General features: G+C 65.8%; 20 protein-coding genes. 12 read left to right on the top strand and 8 right to left on the bottom strand.

The features are described 5' to 3' along the window. The first annotated feature begins 34 nt into the window (after window positions 1-34). From dsbD to AC2TZ7_RS07505, 3 genes are read left to right on the top strand one after another with little or no spacing between them, the layout of a single operon-like run. Window positions 35-1,963: a protein-disulfide reductase DsbD gene (gene dsbD / locus AC2TZ7_RS07495; RefSeq protein ID WP_489866449.1), complete on the top strand. Its 1,929-nt coding sequence runs from the start codon at window positions 35-37 to the stop codon at window positions 1,961-1,963. Next, window positions 1,960-2,712, top strand: a complete 753-nt coding sequence (locus AC2TZ7_RS07500) for a L,D-transpeptidase (RefSeq protein ID WP_489866450.1) — start codon at window positions 1,960-1,962, stop codon at window positions 2,710-2,712. Before dsbD ends, AC2TZ7_RS07500 begins: the two co-directional genes overlap by 4 nt. Further along, window positions 2,709-3,323, top strand: coding sequence for a DsbA family protein (locus tag AC2TZ7_RS07505; RefSeq protein ID WP_489866451.1), 615 nt, complete (start codon window positions 2,709-2,711; stop codon window positions 3,321-3,323). The genes AC2TZ7_RS07500 and AC2TZ7_RS07505 overlap by 4 nt, the downstream gene beginning before the upstream one ends. Window positions 3,324-3,431: 108 nt before the next feature. Here AC2TZ7_RS07505 and AC2TZ7_RS07510 read toward each other — a convergent pair whose 3' ends face one another. The 3 genes from AC2TZ7_RS07510 to AC2TZ7_RS07520 all read right to left on the bottom strand — a co-directional run bounded on the left by AC2TZ7_RS07510 (window position 3,432) and on the right by AC2TZ7_RS07520 (window position 6,376). Further along, the gene (locus AC2TZ7_RS07510) at window positions 3,432-4,007 is read right to left on the bottom strand and encodes a YSC84-related protein (RefSeq protein ID WP_489866452.1); all 576 of its coding nucleotides are present in this window, start codon (window positions 4,005-4,007) and stop codon (window positions 3,432-3,434) included. A 157-nt stretch (window positions 4,008-4,164) separates the two neighbouring features. After that, complete coding sequence (locus AC2TZ7_RS07515; RefSeq protein WP_489866453.1) at window positions 4,165-5,211, bottom strand: glycosyltransferase family 4 protein; 1,047 nt, start codon at window positions 5,209-5,211, stop codon at window positions 4,165-4,167. A gap of 175 nt (window positions 5,212-5,386) precedes the next feature. Continuing rightward, window positions 5,387-6,376, bottom strand: coding sequence for a LacI family DNA-binding transcriptional regulator (locus tag AC2TZ7_RS07520; protein WP_489866454.1), 990 nt, complete (start codon window positions 6,374-6,376; stop codon window positions 5,387-5,389). Window positions 6,377-6,517: 141 nt separating this feature from the next. On the opposite strand from AC2TZ7_RS07520, the gene AC2TZ7_RS07525 reads away from it, so the two are divergent. The 4 genes from AC2TZ7_RS07525 (at window position 6,518) to AC2TZ7_RS07540 (ending at window position 10,104) form a co-directional block, all read left to right on the top strand. Then, window positions 6,518-7,054, top strand: a complete 537-nt coding sequence (locus AC2TZ7_RS07525; RefSeq protein ID WP_489866455.1) for a gluconokinase — start codon at window positions 6,518-6,520, stop codon at window positions 7,052-7,054. A 24-nt stretch (window positions 7,055-7,078) separates the two neighbouring features. After that, entirely contained in the window at window positions 7,079-8,098 is a 1,020-nt protein-coding gene (locus AC2TZ7_RS07530) for a TRAP transporter substrate-binding protein (RefSeq protein WP_489866456.1), read from the top strand. 72 nt (window positions 8,099-8,170) lie between these two features. Beyond that, on the top strand, window positions 8,171-8,782 hold the full coding sequence (locus tag AC2TZ7_RS07535; protein ID WP_078604053.1) for a TRAP transporter small permease subunit: 612 nt from the start codon (window positions 8,171-8,173) through the stop codon (window positions 8,780-8,782). Continuing rightward, a complete protein-coding gene (locus AC2TZ7_RS07540) occupies window positions 8,779-10,104 on the top strand; it encodes a TRAP transporter large permease (protein WP_489866457.1) in 1,326 nt (441 codons plus the stop codon). Before AC2TZ7_RS07535 ends, AC2TZ7_RS07540 begins: the two co-directional genes overlap by 4 nt. A gap of 75 nt (window positions 10,105-10,179) precedes the next feature. On the opposite strand, the gene AC2TZ7_RS07545 is transcribed toward AC2TZ7_RS07540, so the two are convergent. Then, window positions 10,180-11,184 (bottom strand): LLM class flavin-dependent oxidoreductase, encoded by a 1,005-nt coding sequence (locus AC2TZ7_RS07545; RefSeq protein WP_489866458.1) that lies wholly within the window; start codon window positions 11,182-11,184, stop codon window positions 10,180-10,182. A 151-nt stretch (window positions 11,185-11,335) separates the two neighbouring features. Here AC2TZ7_RS07545 and AC2TZ7_RS07550 point away from each other — a divergent pair, with 151 nt between their 5' ends. Continuing rightward, complete coding sequence (locus AC2TZ7_RS07550) at window positions 11,336-12,139, top strand: crotonase/enoyl-CoA hydratase family protein (protein WP_489866459.1); 804 nt, start codon at window positions 11,336-11,338, stop codon at window positions 12,137-12,139. A 59-nt stretch (window positions 12,140-12,198) separates the two neighbouring features. Beyond that, window positions 12,199-12,708, top strand: a complete 510-nt coding sequence (locus tag AC2TZ7_RS07555) for a winged helix DNA-binding protein (protein ID WP_075776310.1) — start codon at window positions 12,199-12,201, stop codon at window positions 12,706-12,708. Between the two features lie 18 nt (window positions 12,709-12,726). Here AC2TZ7_RS07555 and AC2TZ7_RS07560 read toward each other — a convergent pair whose 3' ends face one another. From AC2TZ7_RS07560 to AC2TZ7_RS07570, 3 genes are all read right to left on the bottom strand, one after another. Continuing rightward, window positions 12,727-14,028: a TRAP transporter large permease gene (locus AC2TZ7_RS07560; RefSeq protein ID WP_078519821.1), complete on the bottom strand. Its 1,302-nt coding sequence runs from the start codon at window positions 14,026-14,028 to the stop codon at window positions 12,727-12,729. Window positions 14,029-14,031: 3 nt separating this feature from the next. Then, entirely contained in the window at window positions 14,032-14,556 is a 525-nt protein-coding gene (locus tag AC2TZ7_RS07565) for a TRAP transporter small permease (RefSeq protein WP_489866460.1), read from the bottom strand. A gap of 86 nt (window positions 14,557-14,642) precedes the next feature. Then, window positions 14,643-15,608: a TRAP transporter substrate-binding protein gene (locus tag AC2TZ7_RS07570; protein WP_098410219.1), complete on the bottom strand. Its 966-nt coding sequence runs from the start codon at window positions 15,606-15,608 to the stop codon at window positions 14,643-14,645. Window positions 15,609-15,743: 135 nt separating this feature from the next. Between AC2TZ7_RS07570 and AC2TZ7_RS07575 the strand changes: the two genes are divergently transcribed. The 3 genes from AC2TZ7_RS07575 to AC2TZ7_RS07585 are packed head-to-tail and all read left to right on the top strand — an operon-like array spanning window position 15,744 to window position 18,293. Then, a complete protein-coding gene (locus tag AC2TZ7_RS07575) occupies window positions 15,744-16,514 on the top strand; it encodes a 5-oxoprolinase subunit B family protein (RefSeq protein ID WP_489866461.1) in 771 nt (256 codons plus the stop codon). After that, window positions 16,511-17,542, top strand: coding sequence for a 5-oxoprolinase subunit C family protein (locus tag AC2TZ7_RS07580; protein WP_489866462.1), 1,032 nt, complete (start codon window positions 16,511-16,513; stop codon window positions 17,540-17,542). Before AC2TZ7_RS07575 ends, AC2TZ7_RS07580 begins: the two co-directional genes overlap by 4 nt. Next, window positions 17,535-18,293, top strand: coding sequence for a LamB/YcsF family protein (locus tag AC2TZ7_RS07585; protein ID WP_489866463.1), 759 nt, complete (start codon window positions 17,535-17,537; stop codon window positions 18,291-18,293). The genes AC2TZ7_RS07580 and AC2TZ7_RS07585 overlap by 8 nt, the downstream gene beginning before the upstream one ends. Here AC2TZ7_RS07585 and AC2TZ7_RS07590 read toward each other — a convergent pair. Further along, a complete protein-coding gene (locus AC2TZ7_RS07590; protein ID WP_489866464.1) occupies window positions 18,290-19,363 on the bottom strand; it encodes an AI-2E family transporter in 1,074 nt (357 codons plus the stop codon). The two genes, AC2TZ7_RS07585 and AC2TZ7_RS07590, sit on opposite strands and share 4 nt — an antisense overlap. Between the last annotated feature and the right edge of the window lie 213 nt (window positions 19,364-19,576).

Genomic DNA, 19,576 nt, shown 5'->3' on the forward strand with positions numbered 1-19,576 from the left:
GACTGACTTAAGCTTCGCCCGCGATCCGGCCAACATGAACGCAAAGGCTCTTTCCCGTCTATCGCTGCGCGCCCTCTGGGGCGTGTTTCTGGTCTCATTGCTGTTGCCCGGCCTCGCTGCGGCGCAGGGCTTCGATCTTCTGAAGCCCAAGGGGGGCAGCGGTCCCCTGTCGCCCGAAGAGGCGTTTCAGGTCGAGACCGCGTGGCAGGAGGACGGGACGCTCGCGGTCTCCTTCGATATCGCGCCGGGCTATTACCTCTATCGCGAGCATCTGACGGTGAGCGCCGAGGGCGGCGATGCGCCCATGATCGAGACGCAGCCGGGCGAGATGAAGGACGATCCGAATTTCGGCACGGTCGAGGTCTGGCACGATCACACCGAGGCCGTGGTGAGCGACATCACCGGCCCGTTCACGCTGCACTGGCAGGGCTGCGAGGAAAAGGGCCTGTGCTACCCGCCACAAAGTCGCGAGATCGTGCCGCCGGGTGGGGCCGCGACTGCACCCGCATCCGGCGCGGCGCAATCGAACCAAGCCGCCGGAGTGCCGGATTATGCGCAGAGCGCCGCGTCCTCCGCGCCAGCCGCGAGTTCCGAGGCCGAGACCCCCACGCCTCCCGCATCCGCCTCCGAAAAAAGCGGAAACAGCCTGAGCCTCACCTCCGATGACGGCCTCGTCGCGGGGATCGCGGCGAAAGGCGGCTGGGCGCTGGTCGTGGCCTCGTTCTTCGGTTTCGGTCTGCTTCTGGCCTTCACGCCTTGCGTGCTGCCGATGGTGCCGATTGTGGCCGGGATGCTGGGTGCGCAAGGCAAAGACCTGACACCCGCGCGCGGGCTGGCGCTGACCGGGACCTATGTGCTGGCGATGGCCGTGGCCTTCGGGCTTCTCGGCATCGTGGCTGCGTGGTCGGGGCAGAACCTGCAATTCCTGATGCAGGCGCCTGCGACGGTGATCGCGCTGGCGCTGCTGTTCGCCGTTCTCGCGCTGTCTTCCTTCGGCCTGTTCGAGCTGCGCCTGCCGCAGGCGCTGACCAACAAGGTGAGTTCCGTGCAGGGGCGGCGCGGCACGCTCGCAGGCGCGGCGATCCTCGGTTTCACCTCGACGCTGATCGTCGGACCTTGCGTGACCGCCCCGCTGGCTGGTGCCTTCCTCTATATCGCGCAGACGGGCGATGCAGGGCTCGGCGCCTCGGCGCTGTTCGCGCTGGGGCTGGGGCAGGGCGTGTTGCTGATGGCCGTGGGGCTGTTCGGCTCGGCGATCCTGCCGCGCATGGGCGAATGGATGGTCGGCGTGAACCGCGCCTTCGGCTTCGTCTTTCTTGGCGTGGCGATCTGGCTCTTGAGCCGCGTCGTCGCGGGGCCCGCGATCCTCGCGCTCTGGGCGCTGCTGCTGATCGGCGCGGGCGTGGCCCTCGGTGGTCGCGACCGGTTCGGACCGGAAAGCTCGGGCCTGCGCCGCGTGGGCGGCGCACTGGGTGTCGCGGCGCTGCTGGCCGGTGCGCTCGAAGGTATCGGCGCGGCGAGCGGCGCCGCCGATCCTCTGCGGCCGCTTGCACCCTTCACCGCAGGCCAGACAGTCATGGCCGCCACGTCGGAGGTGCTGACGGAGGATGACTTCACCCATGTCGAGACGCCCGAGGCGCTCGATGCTGCGCTGAACGCCGCGAAGGACGCGCCGGTGATGTTGATCACCACGGCCGAGTGGTGCACCGAATGCGCCACCATCGCGCGCGAGGTGATCCCCGACCCGCAGGTGCAGGCGGCGCTGCGCCACGTCACGCCCATCGCGGTCGATGTGACCAAAACCGGCGCGCCGCAGCAGGCGCTTCTCAAGCAGTTGGGCGTGATCGGACCGCCGACGCTGATCTTCCTCAGCCCCGACCATTCGGAGGCGCAGGGCACCCGGCTGATCGGGGATGTGACCGCGCCGAAACTCACGACCTCGCTTTCGGAGATCGCTCAATGACCCTCACCCGCTTCGCCCCTCTCGCGCTGATCGCCCTCGCGGCCTGCGCGCCCGAGCCTCCCAGCCCGGCCCCGCAACCCGCGCCGCAAGCGCCGCAGCTGAGCGCGCGCGTGAAGGCGATCTACGGCGCGATGGAGGATGACGGCCGCACGATCCCGGCGGTGGATCCGAAGCTTCTCAGCGAAGAGAAAGCCCGGCAGGAGGTCGATTACTGGACCGACGAGCCGCCGGGCACGATCGTCGTCGACCCTTGGGCGCGCAAGCTCTACCTCGTGCAGAAGAACAACCGCGCGCTGCGCTATACGGTCGCCGTGGGCGAGGACGGGCGCGGCTTTTCCGGCGAGGGGCATATCCCATATCAGCGCGACTGGCCGAGCTGGACGCCGACCAAGAGCATGATCAAGGAAGACCCCGAGCTATACGGACCGGTGAAGGACGGGCTGGCCGGTGGCCTCGACAATCCGCTCGGCGCGCGGGCGCTTTACCTGCATCGCGGGAACAAGGACACGCTCTACCGCATTCACGGAACGATGGATGACAGTTCAATCGGCAAGGCGACCTCGGCGGGCTGCATCCGGCTGTTCAATCAGGACATCATCGACCTCGCCGACCGCGTCCGCTCAGGCACGCATGTCGTCGTGCTGACCCGTGCCGAGAGCGGCAAGGGCACGGTGCCGCCGGGCCAGCCGCTGCCGCCCGTTCCCTACTCCCCCGAAGATTTCCCCCAAACCACAGGAGACGACACATGATCGATCGCCGGAATTTCCTCACCCTCGCAAGCGTCGCCGCGGGCTCCACGTTGATCCTGCCGACGGCGAGCCTCGCGCAGGCCGACATCTCGCCGGAAGCGGTGTTCCACGATCCCAAGGCGCCCGCGCTTGGCAATCCGGATGGCGACATCACGCTGGTCGAGTATTTCGACTACCAGTGCCCCTACTGCAAATCGAACCACCCGGTGGTCGAGAAGGTGATGCGCGAGGACGGCAATCTGCGCGTCGTGATGAAGGACTGGCCGATCTTCGGTGCGCCGTCGGTCTATGCCTCGCAACTGGTGCTGGGCGCGCAGGGCATGGGCAAATACGAAGCGGGTCTCGAGGCGCTGATGGCGACGCAAGGAAAGCTGTCGAACGACCTGATCGAGAAGACGCTCTCCGAGGCCGGTGTCGACCCGGACAAGGCGATGGCGGGCTACAAGGCCAACCGCAAGGAGATCGACGCGCTGCTCTCGCGCAATGACGGGCAGGCGGTCGCGATCGGTCTGCGTGGCACGCCCGCCTATATCGTCGGGCGCGACGTCTATCCCGGCGCGGTCGATGCCGACACGCTGCGCAAGGCGATCAGCGACGCGCGCCAGGCCTGAGCCGCGCGCCACGTCGCCGGACAAACAAAACAAAAGGCCCCGGGGGTGAAGCAAACCCCGGGGCCTTTCGCATCGCGGGCCTCCCCCGGATGGGTAAGACGCCTGCAATCAGCTGTTGTCGCCGTCTTTCCAGATGCGCAGCGTGCTGACCTTCGCACCGCCGTTCAGACCCGAGCTGTCGAAGACATAGACGCGCGGCTTGCCGGTCTCGACATTCGCGGTCGCATTGGCGTTGACGACGGTGATGCCCGCGCCCGCGCCGACATGCCATTCGCCGCCGTTCTGCACTTCGCTGACCGATTTCTTGGTCGGGAAGACGTAGATTTGGCTCGCCTGCTTGGCGCCGAGCTGGAGGCCGACCGACGCCTTGCCGATGTCGTAATAGCCCTGAACCTTGCCATTCTCGATCAGCGCGCCGGAGCCGCCCGAACCGCCGATGCCGAGGTCGACCGTGGTCACTTCGGGGAAGACCAGAACGGCTGCGGAATTGGTCGCGACCTGCTTGCAGGTCTCCTGGAGGCTGGCGCATTGCTGAAGCGCAGCGGCCACGTGCTTGTCGAGATCCGGACGCGGCTTGACGCCTTTCGCGTGGTCCATCGCATTGGCGGGCGAGCCTGCGAGCGCCATCGTGCCCATCAGGGTTGCGGCGATACCAGCGGTGAGGGTGCGGGTCTTGGATTTCATGAGATGCCTCCTTTTGAAATTACGAGGCTGAAACGGACCCGCAGGCTGCACGTTCCTTTTCGGATCAATCACATAAGGCAAAAAATCGTGTCGGAACCGAGGGCGCGATCCGCGAATTCGCGCGCCCGAAGGAAAGACGCGAGGCCGGCAGATTTCGTTACGCGGAAAGGCTGTCGAGCACCGCGCCCATGATCGCCGCCGTGTCGCGCCAATCCGGAAGGGCGGTCCCCGCCACCGCCGAGGCCGCGCCCATTCGCTGCCGCAGGTCAGCGTCTTGGAGAAGCTGCCGCAGCGCCTCCGCGAAATCGAGATGCGCATCGACCGGCACGAGAAACCCGGCATCGGGCGGCACCGTGTCGGGCACCGCGCCCGTGCGGCAGGTCACGATGGGCAGCCCGTGCAGCATCGCCTCGCCGAAGACGATCCCGTAGCCCTCGTAGCGCGTCGCCAGAGCGAAGATCGAGGCCGCGCGATAGGCGGTGTCCAGTGCGTCGCGCTCCATCCGTCCGGCAAGCTGCACCCGCGCGCTCAGCCCGAGCCGTGCGATCCGCGCCGCGAGCGCATCGGCGACCTCCGGGTCCTGTGCGCTGCCCACGATCTGCGCACGCCAGTCCAGATCGGTGATCTCGGCCAAGGCGTCGATCAGCACGTCATGGCCCTTGCGCGGCGCCAATAGCCCGACCGCGAGGATCAGCGGCGGGGCGGCTTTCGCGCTCTCCATCACCGGCGGACGGTCGAAGCCCGGCAGGGCGATCGAAATCCGCTCCGGTGCGACGCCGAATTCCTTTTGCAAAATGGCGCTGGTATGCGGGCTCGGCACGACGACATGGGCGGCGCGGCGCAGGTTCTCCGCCTCCCGTGTCAGCAGATGGCGCGCGCGGTCCTCGGTCAGCCCGGTCTCGAGCCCCAGCGGATGGTGCAGCATCGCCACCACGGGTGCGGCCATCGCGTCGAGCACCTCCGGGTCGATAGACCCGAAGACCAGACCGTCGAGGATCACCGGCACGTCCGCGGGAATAGCGGTCAGTTGGCGGCGCGCGGCCTCGGTCTCCTCGGGCGTCGCATCGGGGAAGCCGGGCGGCAGTTCCAGATGTTCCACGCGGCGGCCCTCGGCCCGCAGCGCCTCAAGCAGCTTGCGCTCGTAGATGAACCCGCCGGTCAGTTGCGTGATGTCACCCGGAATGGCGAAAACGGCTGGCGTCATGTCATGTCTCTCCCGATCTTATCTGGCGCGTTGCTCGGCCCCGTAGCGGCGCAGCATGGCGCGTTCGACCCGCTCGATTGCGAGATAGGCCGCGACCGCCACGAGGGCGAGGAGGGCAACCGAACTCCAGAGCATTCCGTAACCGAGGTCGCGGCGGTCAGTGCCATCAGCCCGCTCAGCGCCCGCGCGTGGAGCGACGCTGCATGATCTGAAAGCCGAGGTCGACGACCTTTTCCTGCGTGGCGCTGCCTGAAAGCGCATCGAGGATCAATTGCACCGCGCCTTCGCCCATTTCGCGGCGGAAGGTGCGCACCGAGGAGATCGACGGTTCGGCGGCGGCCATCATCTCCATGTCGTTGAACCCGCAGATGCCAAGATCGTCGGGAATGCGCAGGTTGCGGCGCTGCGCTTCGAACATCGCCCCCAGAGCGAGGTCGTCATTGATGCAGAAGATCGCGTCGGTCTCGGGGGCGAGATCCATCAGCTGCGCGAGCAGATGACTGCCCAGCGTCACCGAGGAGGGGCGGGTGGTCGTCTGGATGCGTTTTCCTTCCTCGATGCCATGCGCGCGCAATTCGTCGCGGAACCCATGCAGGCGGCGCTGCGTGCGCGGGTCCATCCGCGCGCCCAAGAAGCCGGGGCGGCGATAGCCCTGCGCGATCAGATGCGCGGTGGCGGCGCGGGCGGCGTCGTAATGCGAGAACCCGATCATCCGGTCATAGGGGGCGCTGCCGGTCTCCATGATCTGCACCACGGGACAGCCCGCCTCGCGCAATAGTGCCTGCGCGGCCTCGGTCTGGTCGACCCCGGCCACGATCAGCCCGGCGGGGCGCTGGCGCAGGAAGACGCGGATCAGGTTCTCTTCCGACAGCGGCGCGTAGCGGGAATAGCCAAGCTGGACCGAATGATGCGTGCCCTCGACCGCGGAATAGATCCCGTCCATCACATCGGCGAAGACGTTGTTCGACACCGAGGGCAGGATCACCCCGATAATGTCCGACCGCGTCGAGGCGAGGGCCCTTGCCGCAGGGTCCGGCAGGTAGCCGAGCGATTCGATTGCGGCGGCGATCTTGTCCCTCACGGCCGGCGAGACGACCTCGGGATTGCGCAGGGTGCGCGAAACAGTGGCAACGCTTACACCGACATGGTCGGCGACGTCGCGCATCGTAACTGACTTGTTTTCCTTATTTTTATTCATTGCCTCTCCCCTGGGGCGCGTCTCTCTTCGAAAAGCGCGATTGACGAATGTAACCGCTTACATTACGCCTCTGTGTCCAAGAAACACCTGTGAACCCGGTAAGGCAAGATGGCAAGCAGCAGCAGCGCAACCGCGATACCAGTCCTTGTGATGGGCGTTTGCGGCACCGGCAAGACGACGGTGGCGCAGCGCGTGGCGCAAGCGGTGGACGGCGTGTTCCTCGATGCTGACGATTTCCATCCGCCCGAGAATGTCGCGCATATGGCCGCCGGTCTGCCGCTCAACGACGAGATGCGCTGGGACTGGCTCGACCTCGTGGCGAAGGGCGTGATCGAGGCGGGGCGCGACGGCCGGACGGTCGTTTTCGCCTGTTCGGCGCTCAAGCACTCGTACCGGGATCGCCTGCGCCAGAGTCTCGGCGTGATGCATCTCGCGCATCTCACCGGGCCGCGCGACCTGATCGCCCAGCGGATGGCCGCGCGCGAAAACCACTACATGCCGATCGCGCTGCTCGACAGTCAGCTGGCCGATCTGGAAATGCCGGGGCCCGACGAGGCCCCGCTGAGCTGCGATATCCGCGAAGCGCCAGAGGCGCTTTGTGCGCAGATATTGAACGCCTGGGGCCTCACGGCCCCACAAGTTTGATTTCGTCTTTTAAGGGAGGACACCATGACGAAACCGATCCGTAAAATCGCCCTCGCGAGCGTCGCCATCGTGGCGCTGGCCAGCGCCGCGAATGCCGAAGCCCACAAGTACAAGTTCCAAAGCTCGGACCCGGCAGGTAACCCGAACTTCGAACTTCAGCAGAACTGGGCGAAGGACCTCGCGGAGCGCACCGACAACCAGATTCAGGTCGAGATGATGCCCGTGGGCTCCGTCGTCGAACATAACGAGACGCTGGACGCCACCGGCGCCGGCATCATCGACGGTATCGTCACCGACATCTCCTATTTCGCGGGGAAAGACCCGGCCTTCTCGCTGCTGGGCAACCCGGTCGGCGCATGGTCGAGCACCGATCAGCTGCTGGACTTCATGAACAATGGCGGTGGCCAGCAACTCGCGAACGACCTGTTCGAACCCTATGGCGTGCACTACGTCGGCTCGACCACGACGGGCCTCGAGTCGCTCGTCTCGAAAGTGCCGCTCGACGGCGTGGCGGACCTGAAGGGTCTGAAGATGCGCGCGCCGGAAGGCCTCGTGCAGGACGTCTTCGCGGCGGCTGGCGCGGCCCCGGTGAACCTGCCGGGTTCGGAAGTCTACACCGCGCTCGACAAGGGCGTGATCGACGCGGCCGACTACACCGTGTTCTCGACCAACCAGGCGCAGGGCCTCAACGACATCGCGCCGAACCCGGTCTACCCGGGCTTCCACTCGATGCCGCTCGTGGGCGTTGCGATGAACAAGAAGGAATGGGACTCGCTCTCGCCCGACCTGCAGAAAGCCTTCCAGGAGTCGGTGAAGGAATTCGCGACCAACGAGGTCAGCGATCTCGCAGCGGCCGACAAGAAGGCCGTGGCCAAGGCCGAAGCGGGTGGCAAGATCCATATCCACAACTGGTCGGATGAAGAGCGCGCCAAGTTCCGCCGCATCGCGATCACCCAGTGGGAAAAGGTTGCCAAGAAGTCGGACAAGGCACAGCACGTCTATGACGTCCTGACCGCCTACCTGAAGAAGAACAACCTTCTCTGATACCCTAACGGTGCGGGGCCGCGCGCGTGGCCCCGCGTCTTTTCCTGTTTCCTGACAGCAGCGGTTTTTGCAATGTCACAACCCGATAAGACCGGGGTGGATCACCCCGCACATGATCCGCACACGCCGGAACCGGTGCAAAACGAGGACGAGGCGGCGACCATCCCCGAAGCGGGCATCCTCGGCCGCGCGATCAACGCGGTGGGTATCGTTTTCGCGCTCGGCATCATCGCCTCCGCGCTGATCCTCCTGAACGAGGTCGTGCTGCGCTACGGCTTCGACAGCCCGACGATCTGGGCGCATGAGACGACGATCTTCCTCTGCGCGATGGCCTTCGTCTATGGCGGGCTCTACTGCGTCGTGCGCAACAGCCATATCCGCGTCGTGCTGATCTACGACATGGTCACCGGCCGGGCGAAGCGTATCCTCGACGCGATCATCTCGCTGATCTGCCTCTTCGCGGCCGGCTTCTTCGCCTGGGCCGCCTACGGCATGGTGATGAAGGCGATATTCCGTCCCGGCGGCGAGGTCCATTTCGAGACTTCGGGCAGCGCCTGGGATCCGCCATTCCCGGCCTATCTCAAGATTTTCCTTCTCGTCGTGCTCTGCCTCATGGTCGTGCAGTTCATCGTCATGGCGGTGAACTACCTGCGCGGCGCCTTCGCATCGGAGGCCGGTAAATGATCGAACATCTGCTGAGTTTCGACCTCTCCGCGCTGGGCATCGGCTACGGCACGGTTCTTCTTTTCGCGCTGCTGATCGGTCTTCTGCTGACCGGCATGCCGCTGGCTTTCGTGACGCTGCTCGTCGCGCTGATCTTCGCGCTTGGCTGGTTCGGGCCGATGGCGGTGCCGCTGATCACCAGCCGCGTCTATTCCTTCGTCTCGAGCTTCGTCTTCGTCTCGGTGCCGATGTTCGTAATGATGGCGGCGCTTCTGGACCGATCGGGCATCGCACGCGATCTGTTCGAGGCGATGAAACTCGTCGGCGGCCGGATGCGCGGCGCGGTGGCGGTGCAGACGATCTTCGTCTCAGTCATCCTCGCGGCAATGTCGGGCATCATCGGCGGCGAGATCGTCCTGCTGGGCCTTCTGGCCCTGCCGCAGATGATCCGCCAGGGCTATGACCGCAAGCTCGCCATCGGCGTGATCTGCGCAGGTGGCTCACTGGGGACCATGGTGCCGCCGTCGATCGTTCTGATCATCTACGGCCTGACCGCGAATGTCTCGATCGGCGATCTGTTCACCTCGGCCTTCATTCCGGGCTTCATGCTCGCGGCCTTCTACGTGATCTTCGTGATCATCCGGGTGAAGCTGAACCCCGATCTGGCGCCCATACCTGAGCCCGATGACCGCCCGTGGTCCGAGAAGATCAAGCTCCTGAAGGGGCTCGTGCTGCCGGTGCTGGTGATCGGTTTTGTGCTGGGCTCGATCTATGGCGGGATCGCCTCGGTCACCGAGGCCTCGGCGCTTGGTGTGGCGGGCGTGATGCTCTCGACCATCATCCGGGGCGAGCTAACGCTCTCGATGCTCAAAGGGGCGGCGCTGCAGACGCTCGCCACCTGCGGGATGATCGTCTGGATCGGTATCGGCGCCTCGGCTCTGGTCGGTGTGTTCAACCTGATGGGCGGGATCGATTTCGTGTCGTCGCTGCTGAAAGGCGTCTCGGACACTCCGATCATCGTGATCCTGACGATGATGGCGATCCTGTTCTTCCTCGGCATGTTCCTCGACTGGGTGGGGATCGCGCTTCTGACGATGCCGATCTTCGTGCCGATCGTGAAAGACCTCGGCTACGATCCGGTCTGGTTCGGCGTGGTCTTCGCGATGAACATGCAGGTGAGCTTCCTGTCGCCGCCCTTCGGGCCAGCCGCGTTCTATCTGAAATCGGTCGCACCGAAGGACATCTCTCTGGGCGAGATCTTCCGCTCGCTGCTGCCCTTCATCGCGATCCAGATCCTCGCGGTGGGGCTGCTGGTGGCCTTCCCGGCGATCACCGGGCACTGAAGCGGAACGGATTGAAACGAAAAGAGGCGGGCTTTCGGGCCCGCCTCTTTGCATGTCTGAGTGTCGCGCCGTGCCTCAGGCTGCGGCGGGTTGCTCGCGAAACTCGCTGAGCACTTCGGCGGCGATCTTGAAGGACTTCTGACGCGCATCCGCGTCGTGGATCATCCCGGTCACCATCAGCTCGTCGGGCTCGTATTGCGCGATCAGGCGCGCCAGATCATCGCGCACCTTCTCCTTGGAGCCGGTGGCCGAGCAGGACAGCGCGCGCTGCACCTGAACCATCATCTGCGGCGGCACTTCGGACAGATCCTCGGTCGGGCGCGGCAGCTTGCCGGGCTTGCCCGAACGCAGTCGCGCAAAGGCCAGCACCTGAGACGAGCGCAGATATTGCGCCTCCTCATCGGTGTCGGCGGCAAAGACCCCGGCGGCCATCATCGCATAGGGCTTGTCGAGATAGGCCGAGGGCCGGAAATCGCGGCGGTAGATGTCAAGCGCATCGCCCAGCATGTCGGGCGCGAAATGCGACGCAAAGGCATAGGGCAGGCCGAGATAGGCGGCGAGCTGCGCGCCGTAGAGGCTCGAACCGAGGATCCAGATCGGGACATGGGTGCCTGCGCCCGGAATGGCGCGCACCCGGAAATTCTCTGCCTCGTCGCTGAAATAGGCGAGCAGCTCCTGTACGTCTGCGGGGAACGTGTCCTCGGGCGACATGTTGCGGCGCAGGGCGCGGGCGGTGCCGCCATCGGTGCCGGGCGCGCGGCCTAGACCGAGGTCGATCCGGTCGGGATAGAGCGTGGCCAGCGTGCCGAACTGCTCGGCGATCACCAGCGGCGCGTGGTTGGGCAGCATGATGCCGCCCGCGCCGACGCGCATCGTCTTGGTCACCGAGGCGACATGGCCGATCAGCACCGAGGTCGCGGCGCTCGCGATGCCGGGCATGTTGTGATGCTCGGCCAGCCAGAAGCGGTGATAGCCCGCGTCTTCGGCCATCCGGGCCAGATCGGCCGTTCCCGCCAGCGCATCGGCTGCGGTTTTCCCTTCGGGCACGGGCGACAGATCGAGAAGTGAGAATTGCTGCATGGGGAACCTCCGTCGGGGCAGAGCTAGCGCGCCGCGCAGCGCTGTCCAACGCCGCGCGCGCCTGTCGATCTCCTACCTATGACCCCGCGTTCCGCTTTGCGAGGGGGCGGCGGGTCTGCATAGTGCGCAGACCCAAGCGAGGAGGATGGACATGGCCGACCCTGTGCAGATTTCGGTAAGCGCGCAAGGCGTGGCGGAGGTGACCCTCAACCGCCCCGAGAAGAAGAACGCCTGGACGCTGGAGATGTTCGACGCGCTGGCCGAGGCGGCGCAGAGCCTGTCGCAGAAAAAGGGCCTGCGCGCGGTGATCGTGGCCGGCGCGGGCGGCTGTTTCTCGGCCGGGCTCGACCTGAGTGTGATGCAAAGCTTCGCGGCCGATCTGGCGGGGGTGAAGGCGCAGATGGCCGAACGCGATGCGCAGGGCGCGAACCGTTTTCAGCGTCCGGTGACGCGATGGGCGCAGCTGCCCGTGCCGGTGATCGCCGCGATCGAGGGCGTGGCTTTCGGGGCGGGGATGCAGCTGGCTCTGGGTGCGGATTTCAGGATCGCGGCGCCCGATGCGCGGCTGTCGATCATGGAGGCGAAATGGGGGCTGATCCCCGATATGGGCATCTCGCAGAGCCTGCCGAAACTGGTCCGGGCGGATATCGCGAAAGAGCTGATGATGACCGGCAGGGTGCTAGAGGCCGAGGAGGCGCAGAGGCTGGGGCTGATCACGCGCATCGCGGAAAAGCCGCTGGTCGCCGCGCGCGACATGGCCGCCGATCTCGCGCTACGCTCCCCCGAGGCGCTGGCGGCGAGCAAGGCGCTGGTGGATCAGGCATGGACGATGCCGCCCGGCGACGGACTGGCGCTGGAGGCCGAGCTGCAGGCGGAGATCATCGGTGGTCCCGCGCAGATGGAAATGGTGATGGCGAACCTGCAAAAGCGCGCGCCGAATTTCTCTCAAGGATAGAATGTCAGCGAAATGTCTATAAGGTGAGGGTGTAAACGCACGAAAGGAGAGCGCCGCTCATGCCCGCAGGAGAACGCCGCATCGTCTCATCCCGCCATCTGGCCGAAGGGCCGGGCTGGGAAGCCTCGGAATTCGAATACGGGATGATCATCGCCTACAACTCCTTCGCGCGATGGATGCAGCGCTGCATGGCGGCTTCGGGGATGGAGCTGTCGCCGCTCGAAATCCTCGTGCTGCACAACACCAATCACCGCGACCGCGAAAAGCGGCTCAACGACATCACCTTCCTGCTCAATATCGAGGACACGCATACGGTCAATTATGCGCTGCGCAAGCTGTTGAAGCTGGGTCTGCTGGATTCCGAGAAGCGCGGCAAGGAAGTGTTCTACCGCACCTCGGAAAGCGGGCGCGAGCTGTGCGAACGCTATCGCAAAGTGCGCGAGGAATGCCTGCTCGAGCCGATCCAGAAAGGCGGTATGGCGGGCGAGGATCTGCGCGAGATCGCCTCGGCCCTGCGCGTGCTGTCGGGCTATTACGATCAGGCGAGCCGCGCGGCCTCCTCGCTCTGAGGCCGCGCGTCGGTTCGGTTAGTTGCCCATCAGCGAGGGCAGGTAGGTCACGATCCCCGGCACCAGCGTGATCAGCAGCACCGCCAGCAACAGCAGCCCGAAGAAGGGCAATGCCGCGCGGGCGACCTTGAGGATGTTGTAGCCGGTCAGCCCCTGGATCACGAAGAGGTTGAAGCCCACGGGCGGGGTGATCTGGCTCATCTCGACGACCAGCACGAGGTAGATACCAAACCACAGCGGGTCGATCCCCGCGGCCTCCACCATCGGCAGGATGATCGAGGTAGTCAGCACCACGACCGAGATCCCGTCGAGGAAGCAGCCCAGCAGGATGAAGAACACTGTCAGCACCGCCAGCAGGGCCGTGGGCGACAGACCGAACGTGCCGATCCACGCCGCAAGGTTGCGCGGGATGCCGGTGAAGCCCATCGAGACCGACAGCACCGAGGCCGCCAGCAGGATGAAGGCGATCATCGCGCTGGTGCGGGTGGCCGAGAACAGAGCCTCCTTGAAGTCGCGCCAACGGAAGCTGCCCGTCGCCATCGCAAGGATCACCGAGAAGACCACGCCGACGGCCGCCGCATCGGTGGGCGAGGCGACGCCGGTATAGATCGAGCCGATCACGCCGCCGATCAGGATCACGATCGGGATCAGGCGGCGCGACGCTCGCAGCTTCTCGCGCAGGTTCAGGGTGATGTCTTCACGCGGGATCGACGCGGGGTTCATCCACGCCCGGAGCGCGACATAGCCGCCGAACAGGCTCACCAGCATCAGCCCCGGCAGGATGCCCGCGATGAAGAGCCGCGCGATGGATTGCTCGGTCGCGACGCCATAGACGATCAGGATCACCGAGGGCGGGATCAGAAAGCCGAGCGTGGCCGAGCCCGCCAGCGTGCCGAGGATCAGGCTCTCGGGATAGCCGCGGCGGGTGAGCTCGGGCACAGACATCCGCCCGATCGTGGCCGCCGTCGCCGCCGACGAGCCCGAAACAGCGGCGAAGATCGCGCAGCCCAGCACGTTCACATGCAGCAAGCGGCCCGGCGCGCGGCCCAGCCACGGCGCGAGGCCGGAGAACATATCCTCGGACAGGCGTGAGCGGAGCAGGATCTCGCCCATCAGGATGAACAGGGGCAGAGCCGCCAGCGGCCAGCTATGGCTGTGGCCCCAAAGCGTGGTCGCCATCACCAGCCCGGTCGGAGCGCCGGAGAAGAAGGCCAGCCCCGCGAGCGCCACGATCAGCAGCGACAGCGCCACCCAGACGCCGCCCGCAAGCAGCACCAGAAGCAGCCCCAGAAGAATTGCGAAGGTCATCGGATCGGACATGGTTTACTCCGAAACATCATCGACGAGCACGGGGCGCTTGGCGCGGATGCTCTCGATCAGCGTGTCGAGGAAGGCGAGCGCCAGAAGACCCAGCCCCACCACCATCGTGCATTGCGGGATCCAGATCGGGATCGCGACGATGCCGGTGGACATATCGCCGTAATGCAGGCTCTCGAGCATCAGCGAGGTTGCGAACCACACAGCGTAGACGCTGGCCACGAAGCCAAACGCGAGCGCCACGATCTCGGCCACCCATTGGCCGCGCGCGGGCAGGCGGGTCAGCACGAGATTGACGCGGATATGGCTGCCGTGGCGCAGCGTATGGGCCAGCGCCATGAAGCTTGCCGTCGCGAGGAAATAACCCGCGAAATCGGCATAGGAGGGGATCGTGTAGGAGAGGGCGGGACCGCCCAGACGGGCGAGCACGTTCAGCCCGACCTGTGCCGTGACCAGCAGACAGATCGCGAGGATCGAGACGGCCGCGATCCCTCCGGACAGAAGATAGACCTGATCGAGCAGGCGACGCATGGCGAAAGCTCCGAAGGCTTGAAGTGGGGGTGAGCATCGAAAAAGGCCCTCCCGCGCGGGACGCGGAAGGGCCGGATCGGGCGGGCTCAGTTGCCCTGATAGGCCTTGAGCACCTCAAGCGCGTCGGGGCTGGCTTTCTCTTTCCAGTTCGCCAGCATCTCGTCGCCGATCTTCTTCAGTCCGGCTTCCAGCTCGGGGCTGGGATCGACGATCGCCATGCCGTTTTCCTTCATCACGGCGGTCTTCTCGGCGGCCTCTTTCTCAGACATCTCCCAGCCGCGGGTCTGCGCGGTCGCGGCGGCATCCATCACGGCCTTCTGCTCGTCTTCGCTCAGACGGTCGAAGGCGCGCTTGTTCACCACAACGATGTTCTTGGGCAGCCAGGCGTCGATCTTGGTGTAGGTGTCGACGAAGTCCCAGGCCTTGGAATTCGCACCGGTCGAGGGCGAGGTGATCATCGCCTGCAGCTGACCGGTCGAGAAAGCCTGCGGAATGTCGACCGCTTCGACCTGCACGGGCGCGGCCTTGGCAAGCGTCGCAAACTCTTCCAGCGCCGGGTTATAGGCACGGAAGCGCAGACCCGCGAGGTCGTCCACGGATTTGATCTCGCCATTGGTGTAGAGCCCCTGCGCCGGCCACGGCACCGAGAACAGTGGCATCAGGCCCTGCTTGTCGAGAAGCTTAGTGATGACGGGCTTCTGCGCCTCCCACAGCTTTTCGGCCTGATCGTAGCTGGTGGCGAGGAAGGGCTGGCTGTCGACGCCGAAAGCCAGATCCTCGTTCGAGAGCGTCGAGAGGAAGAACTCCCCGAGCGGCACCTGACCCGAGCGCACGGCGTTCTTGATCTCGGAATGCGGGAAGAGCGAGCCCGCCGAATGCACCTTGATCTCCAGCTTGCCGTCGGTCGCTTTCGACACGTCCTCGGCGAAATCGCGGATGTTCACGGTGTGGAAGGTGGTGTCGCCATACGGCGTCGGCATGTCCCAGGTCTGCGCCTGAACGGCCGTGCCCAGCCCCAGCGCAACCGCGAAGCTTGCAGCAAATCTGATCATATCTCTCTCCTGTCGGGTCGCGGCGGAATTCGTGTCCGCCTCCTTTTCATAACGTTGACAAATTGTCAGTAAAATGAAATCAAAGTCAACGATAAGTTTCAAAATCGCGGTCTGAGCCAGTGGAGATGCCCTGACATGATGCTCGAAGAAGCATTGCGGCCCGGAACGGCCCAAGCGCTTAGGCCGCAGATTTTGCCGGCTGGCGGGAACGGGCTGCTCGTGCGGTTCGCGCTGGTCGCGGAGCCCACCGCGATTGCGGCGGCGCAGAGCTTTCATCAGCGCGTGACGGAGAGCGATCTGGCCGGTCTGCGCGAGATCGTCCCGAGCCTCGTGTCGGTTCTTCTGCGCTTCGATCCGGAGGCCGTGACGCGGGCCGAGCTGGCCGAGCGGCTGGAGACCCTGCTGTCCGAGGCCAATTGGCAGAGTGCGGCGCCGCATCCCGCGCAGCGCGTCTGGCATTTGCCCGTGGCGTTCGGCGACGAACACGGCCCCGATCTGGAAGAGGCGGCGAAGCTGGCGGATCTTTCCCCGCAAGCGGCCATCGACGAGATCACCGCGACCCCGCTGAGTGTCCTCGCCATCGGCTTCGCCCCCGGTCAGCCCTATCTCGGCCTGCTGCCCGAGCATTGGAACCTCGCGCGCCGCTCCGAGCTGAACCCGCGTGTCCCGAAGGGGGCGCTCTGCGTGGCGGTGCGCCAATTGGTGCTGTTCGCGAATGCCTCGCCCACCGGTTGGCATCAGATCGCGCGGACCGCCTTCGACGTGTTCCGCCCCGACCAATCCGACCCCGTGCCGCTGCATGCGGGCGACGAGGTTCGCCTCGCGCCGGTCTCCGGCACCGAAATGGACGCGCTGCTGAAAGCGGGCGATCCGATGGGCGGCGCGCGCTGCGAGGTGCGGTCATGAGCGGCGGATCGGTGATCCTGCGCGCCCTCGGGCCAAGCGTGAGCGTGCAAGACATGGGCCGTCCCGGCCGCATGGCGCAAGGCATCTCGCGCGGGGGCGCGGTCGATCCGCTGGCCCTGGTCGAGGCGGCGGCGCTTCTGGGATCGCGGAGCCCGCTTCCCGCGCTGGAAATGGCGGTGAGCGGCGGGCGGTTCGAGGTCACGGCCCCGACGCGGATCGCGCTGACCGGGGCGCCGATCCAGGCGGAGCTTGACGGACGCCCCCTGCGCTGGGGTGCGAGCCACAGAATGGAACCGGGGGAGGTGCTGTCGATCGGTGCCGCGCGCGCAGGCATGTTCGGCTATCTCACCTTCGCGGGCGGGATCGAGACGCCCGAAGTGCTGGGCAGCCGCTCCGCGCATCTCGCCGCCGGGATCGGCTCGGCGCTGGACACGGGCGCGCGCCTGCCGCTGGGCGTGGACCCCGAGCCCGACGCGCCCGCGATGGTTCTCACGCAGGACGACCGTTTCTCGGGGGGTACGCTGCGGATCGTCCCGGGACCGCAGACGGGCCTGTTCGACGAGGATACCTTCGCGCGGCTCACCACGACCGAATTCACCCGCGCGCGGCAGGGCAACCGTCAGGGCGTGGCGCTCGAGAGCGATGCGCCCGCGCTGACCTCGGACAAGGCCAAGGGGCTCGCCTCGGATGTGATCTTCGAGGGCGATATCCAGATGACCGGCGCGGGCACGCCCTATGTGCTGCTCGCCGAATGCCAGACCATCGGCGGCTACCCTCGGATCGGCACCGTGCTGCCCTGCGATCTGCCGCGCGTAGCTCAGGCCGCGCCGGGGACGAAGCTGCGGTTCAAAGCGGTGACGCTGGACGAGGCCGACGTGCTGGCGCCGCGCTGGGAGGCGCAGCTGCAGGCGCAACGCGCCAAACTGCGTCCGCTGATCCGCGATCCGCACGACATTCATGACCTGCTCGGCTACCAATTGATCAGCGGCGTGACGGCAGGGCGCGAGTTGGAGGAAGAGAATGGCTAAGATCGACCTGAACGCCGATATCGGCGAGAGCTTCGGCCCGTGGGTGATGGGCAACGACGCGGCGCTGATGGAGGTGATCTCCTCGGCCAATGTCGCCTGCGGCTTTCACGCGGGCGACCCGGATGTGATGGCGCGGACGATGCGGACGGCCGTGGCCAATGACGTCGGCATCGGCGCGCATCCGGGCTTTGCCGATCTGCAGGGCTTCGGACGTCGTCGCCTCAACCTCAGCGCCGAGGAACTGACCAATCTGGTGACCTATCAGCTGGGCGCGGCGCAGGCGATGGCCCGCGCGGCGGGCGGCGCGGTGCGGCATTTCAAGCTGCACGGGGCGCTGTCGAACATGGCCTCGGAGAATGCCGAGATCGCCCGCGCCTGCTATGCCGCGGCGCTGAAGGTGCAGCCCGACATCATCCTCGTCGTGCTGCCGCAAACCGCGATGGAACAGGTCGCGCGCGACTTGCAGGCCAATTGGGCGGGCGAGATCTTCGCCGACCGCGCCTATGAGGATGACGCCTCGCTGGTGGCGCGCTCGAAACCCGGTGCGGTTCTGCATGACGCCGAAGAGGTCGGCGCGCGGATCGAGACGATGCTGCGCAAAGGCGCGATCGTGACCGCGTCGGGCAAGGAAATCCCCTGCAAGATCGACACGGTCTGCCTGCATGGCGACGGGGCAGAGGCGCTGGCGATGGCGCGCGCTCTGCGCGGCCATCTGACCGGGGCCGGTTTCGAGATCGCGCCCTTCAGCTAAGGCCCCTCCGTACTCAGGCGGTCTCGGGCCTGACCAGCGGCAGGTAGTGGCGTCGTGTCATCATCATCAGAACGGCAAGCAGCGGGGTCGCCAACGCAAGGCCAAGAAGGCCGAAGAAGCTGCCCATCAAAAGCTGGAACGCGATGATGAGGGCCGGGGGCAGCGACATTGCCTTTTCCTGAATCTGCGGCGTGATCGAGGTTGCTCTCGAGAGCCTGAACCGCGAGGTAGAGCAGCACCACCCAGAGCATCGTGATCGGGCTGACGGTGAGGGCCATCGCCAGCGCGGGGATCGCCGACAGGACCGGGCCGATATTGGGGATGAAGGTCAAAAGCCCCGCGAGGATCGCGAGGATCGCCGCCAGCGGCACGTTCAGCAGCCACAGCCCGACGAAGGTCAGAAGGCCGATCACTGTCATCGAGATCAGCTGCGCAAAAAGCCAGCCCGACAGCGCAGCCCAGCCGGTCGCGAAACTCGCAACGACCCAGTCCCGCTTGGAGGCGGGGAAGAGGGCTGCAATCCCGCGCCGATACAGTTGCGGCTCCACCGCGCCATAGACGCCGATGAACAGGATCAGCATCGCGTTCCCGATCACGCCGATCGACATCATCACGGTCGTGGCGGCCCCTTTGCTCGATGGCGCGATCGAACCGAGGTCGATCGAGCGTGTGATCGAATGCAGCCAGCCATGCGAGTCGATGAAATCCTGCACCTGTCTCATCGCTTTGGGCAGGGCGGTCGTAAGCTGGTCGAGCTGATCGGACAGGCCCTGCGCCGCATAGAGAAAGAACAGAACCGCGAGGCAGACCAATATGATCGAATAAAGCGCGAGCCCCCAGCCTTCGCGGATGTGCAGCCTGCGCGCGATGGCGTTGCCGCCCATCCGCAGGAAGACCGCGACCAGAAGCCCCGCGAAGACCAACAGCAGGATGTCGGGCGCGATCAGCACCAGAAGCGCAAAGATCGCGATCGGCAGCCAGAAGGCAACCCGCTCGCGCGAGGCCCGCGCGCGCAGGCCGGCCGGCATGGGGCTCGCATGGTCGCTGCGAGGCGGTCCTGGGTCTGACATGGTGCTCTCCGTCGCGGCTCGTGTTCCGTGACAGGCCAACCTGTCGCCCGCGCCGTGGTTCCGTGCCCAAAGCGCGTCGCGACAGAGAAATTATCACCCGCCATGTGTCCTGCGCCGTATCCGCGCGAGCTGGGCGAGATGTCACAAAACATCGCGGAAGCGACTGAAAATGTGTAAAAAAATGCATCCCGGTGAGCCGGTTGTTTGTCTTAT

It is taken from the genome of Thioclava sp. ISO4, from assembly GCF_058105145.1.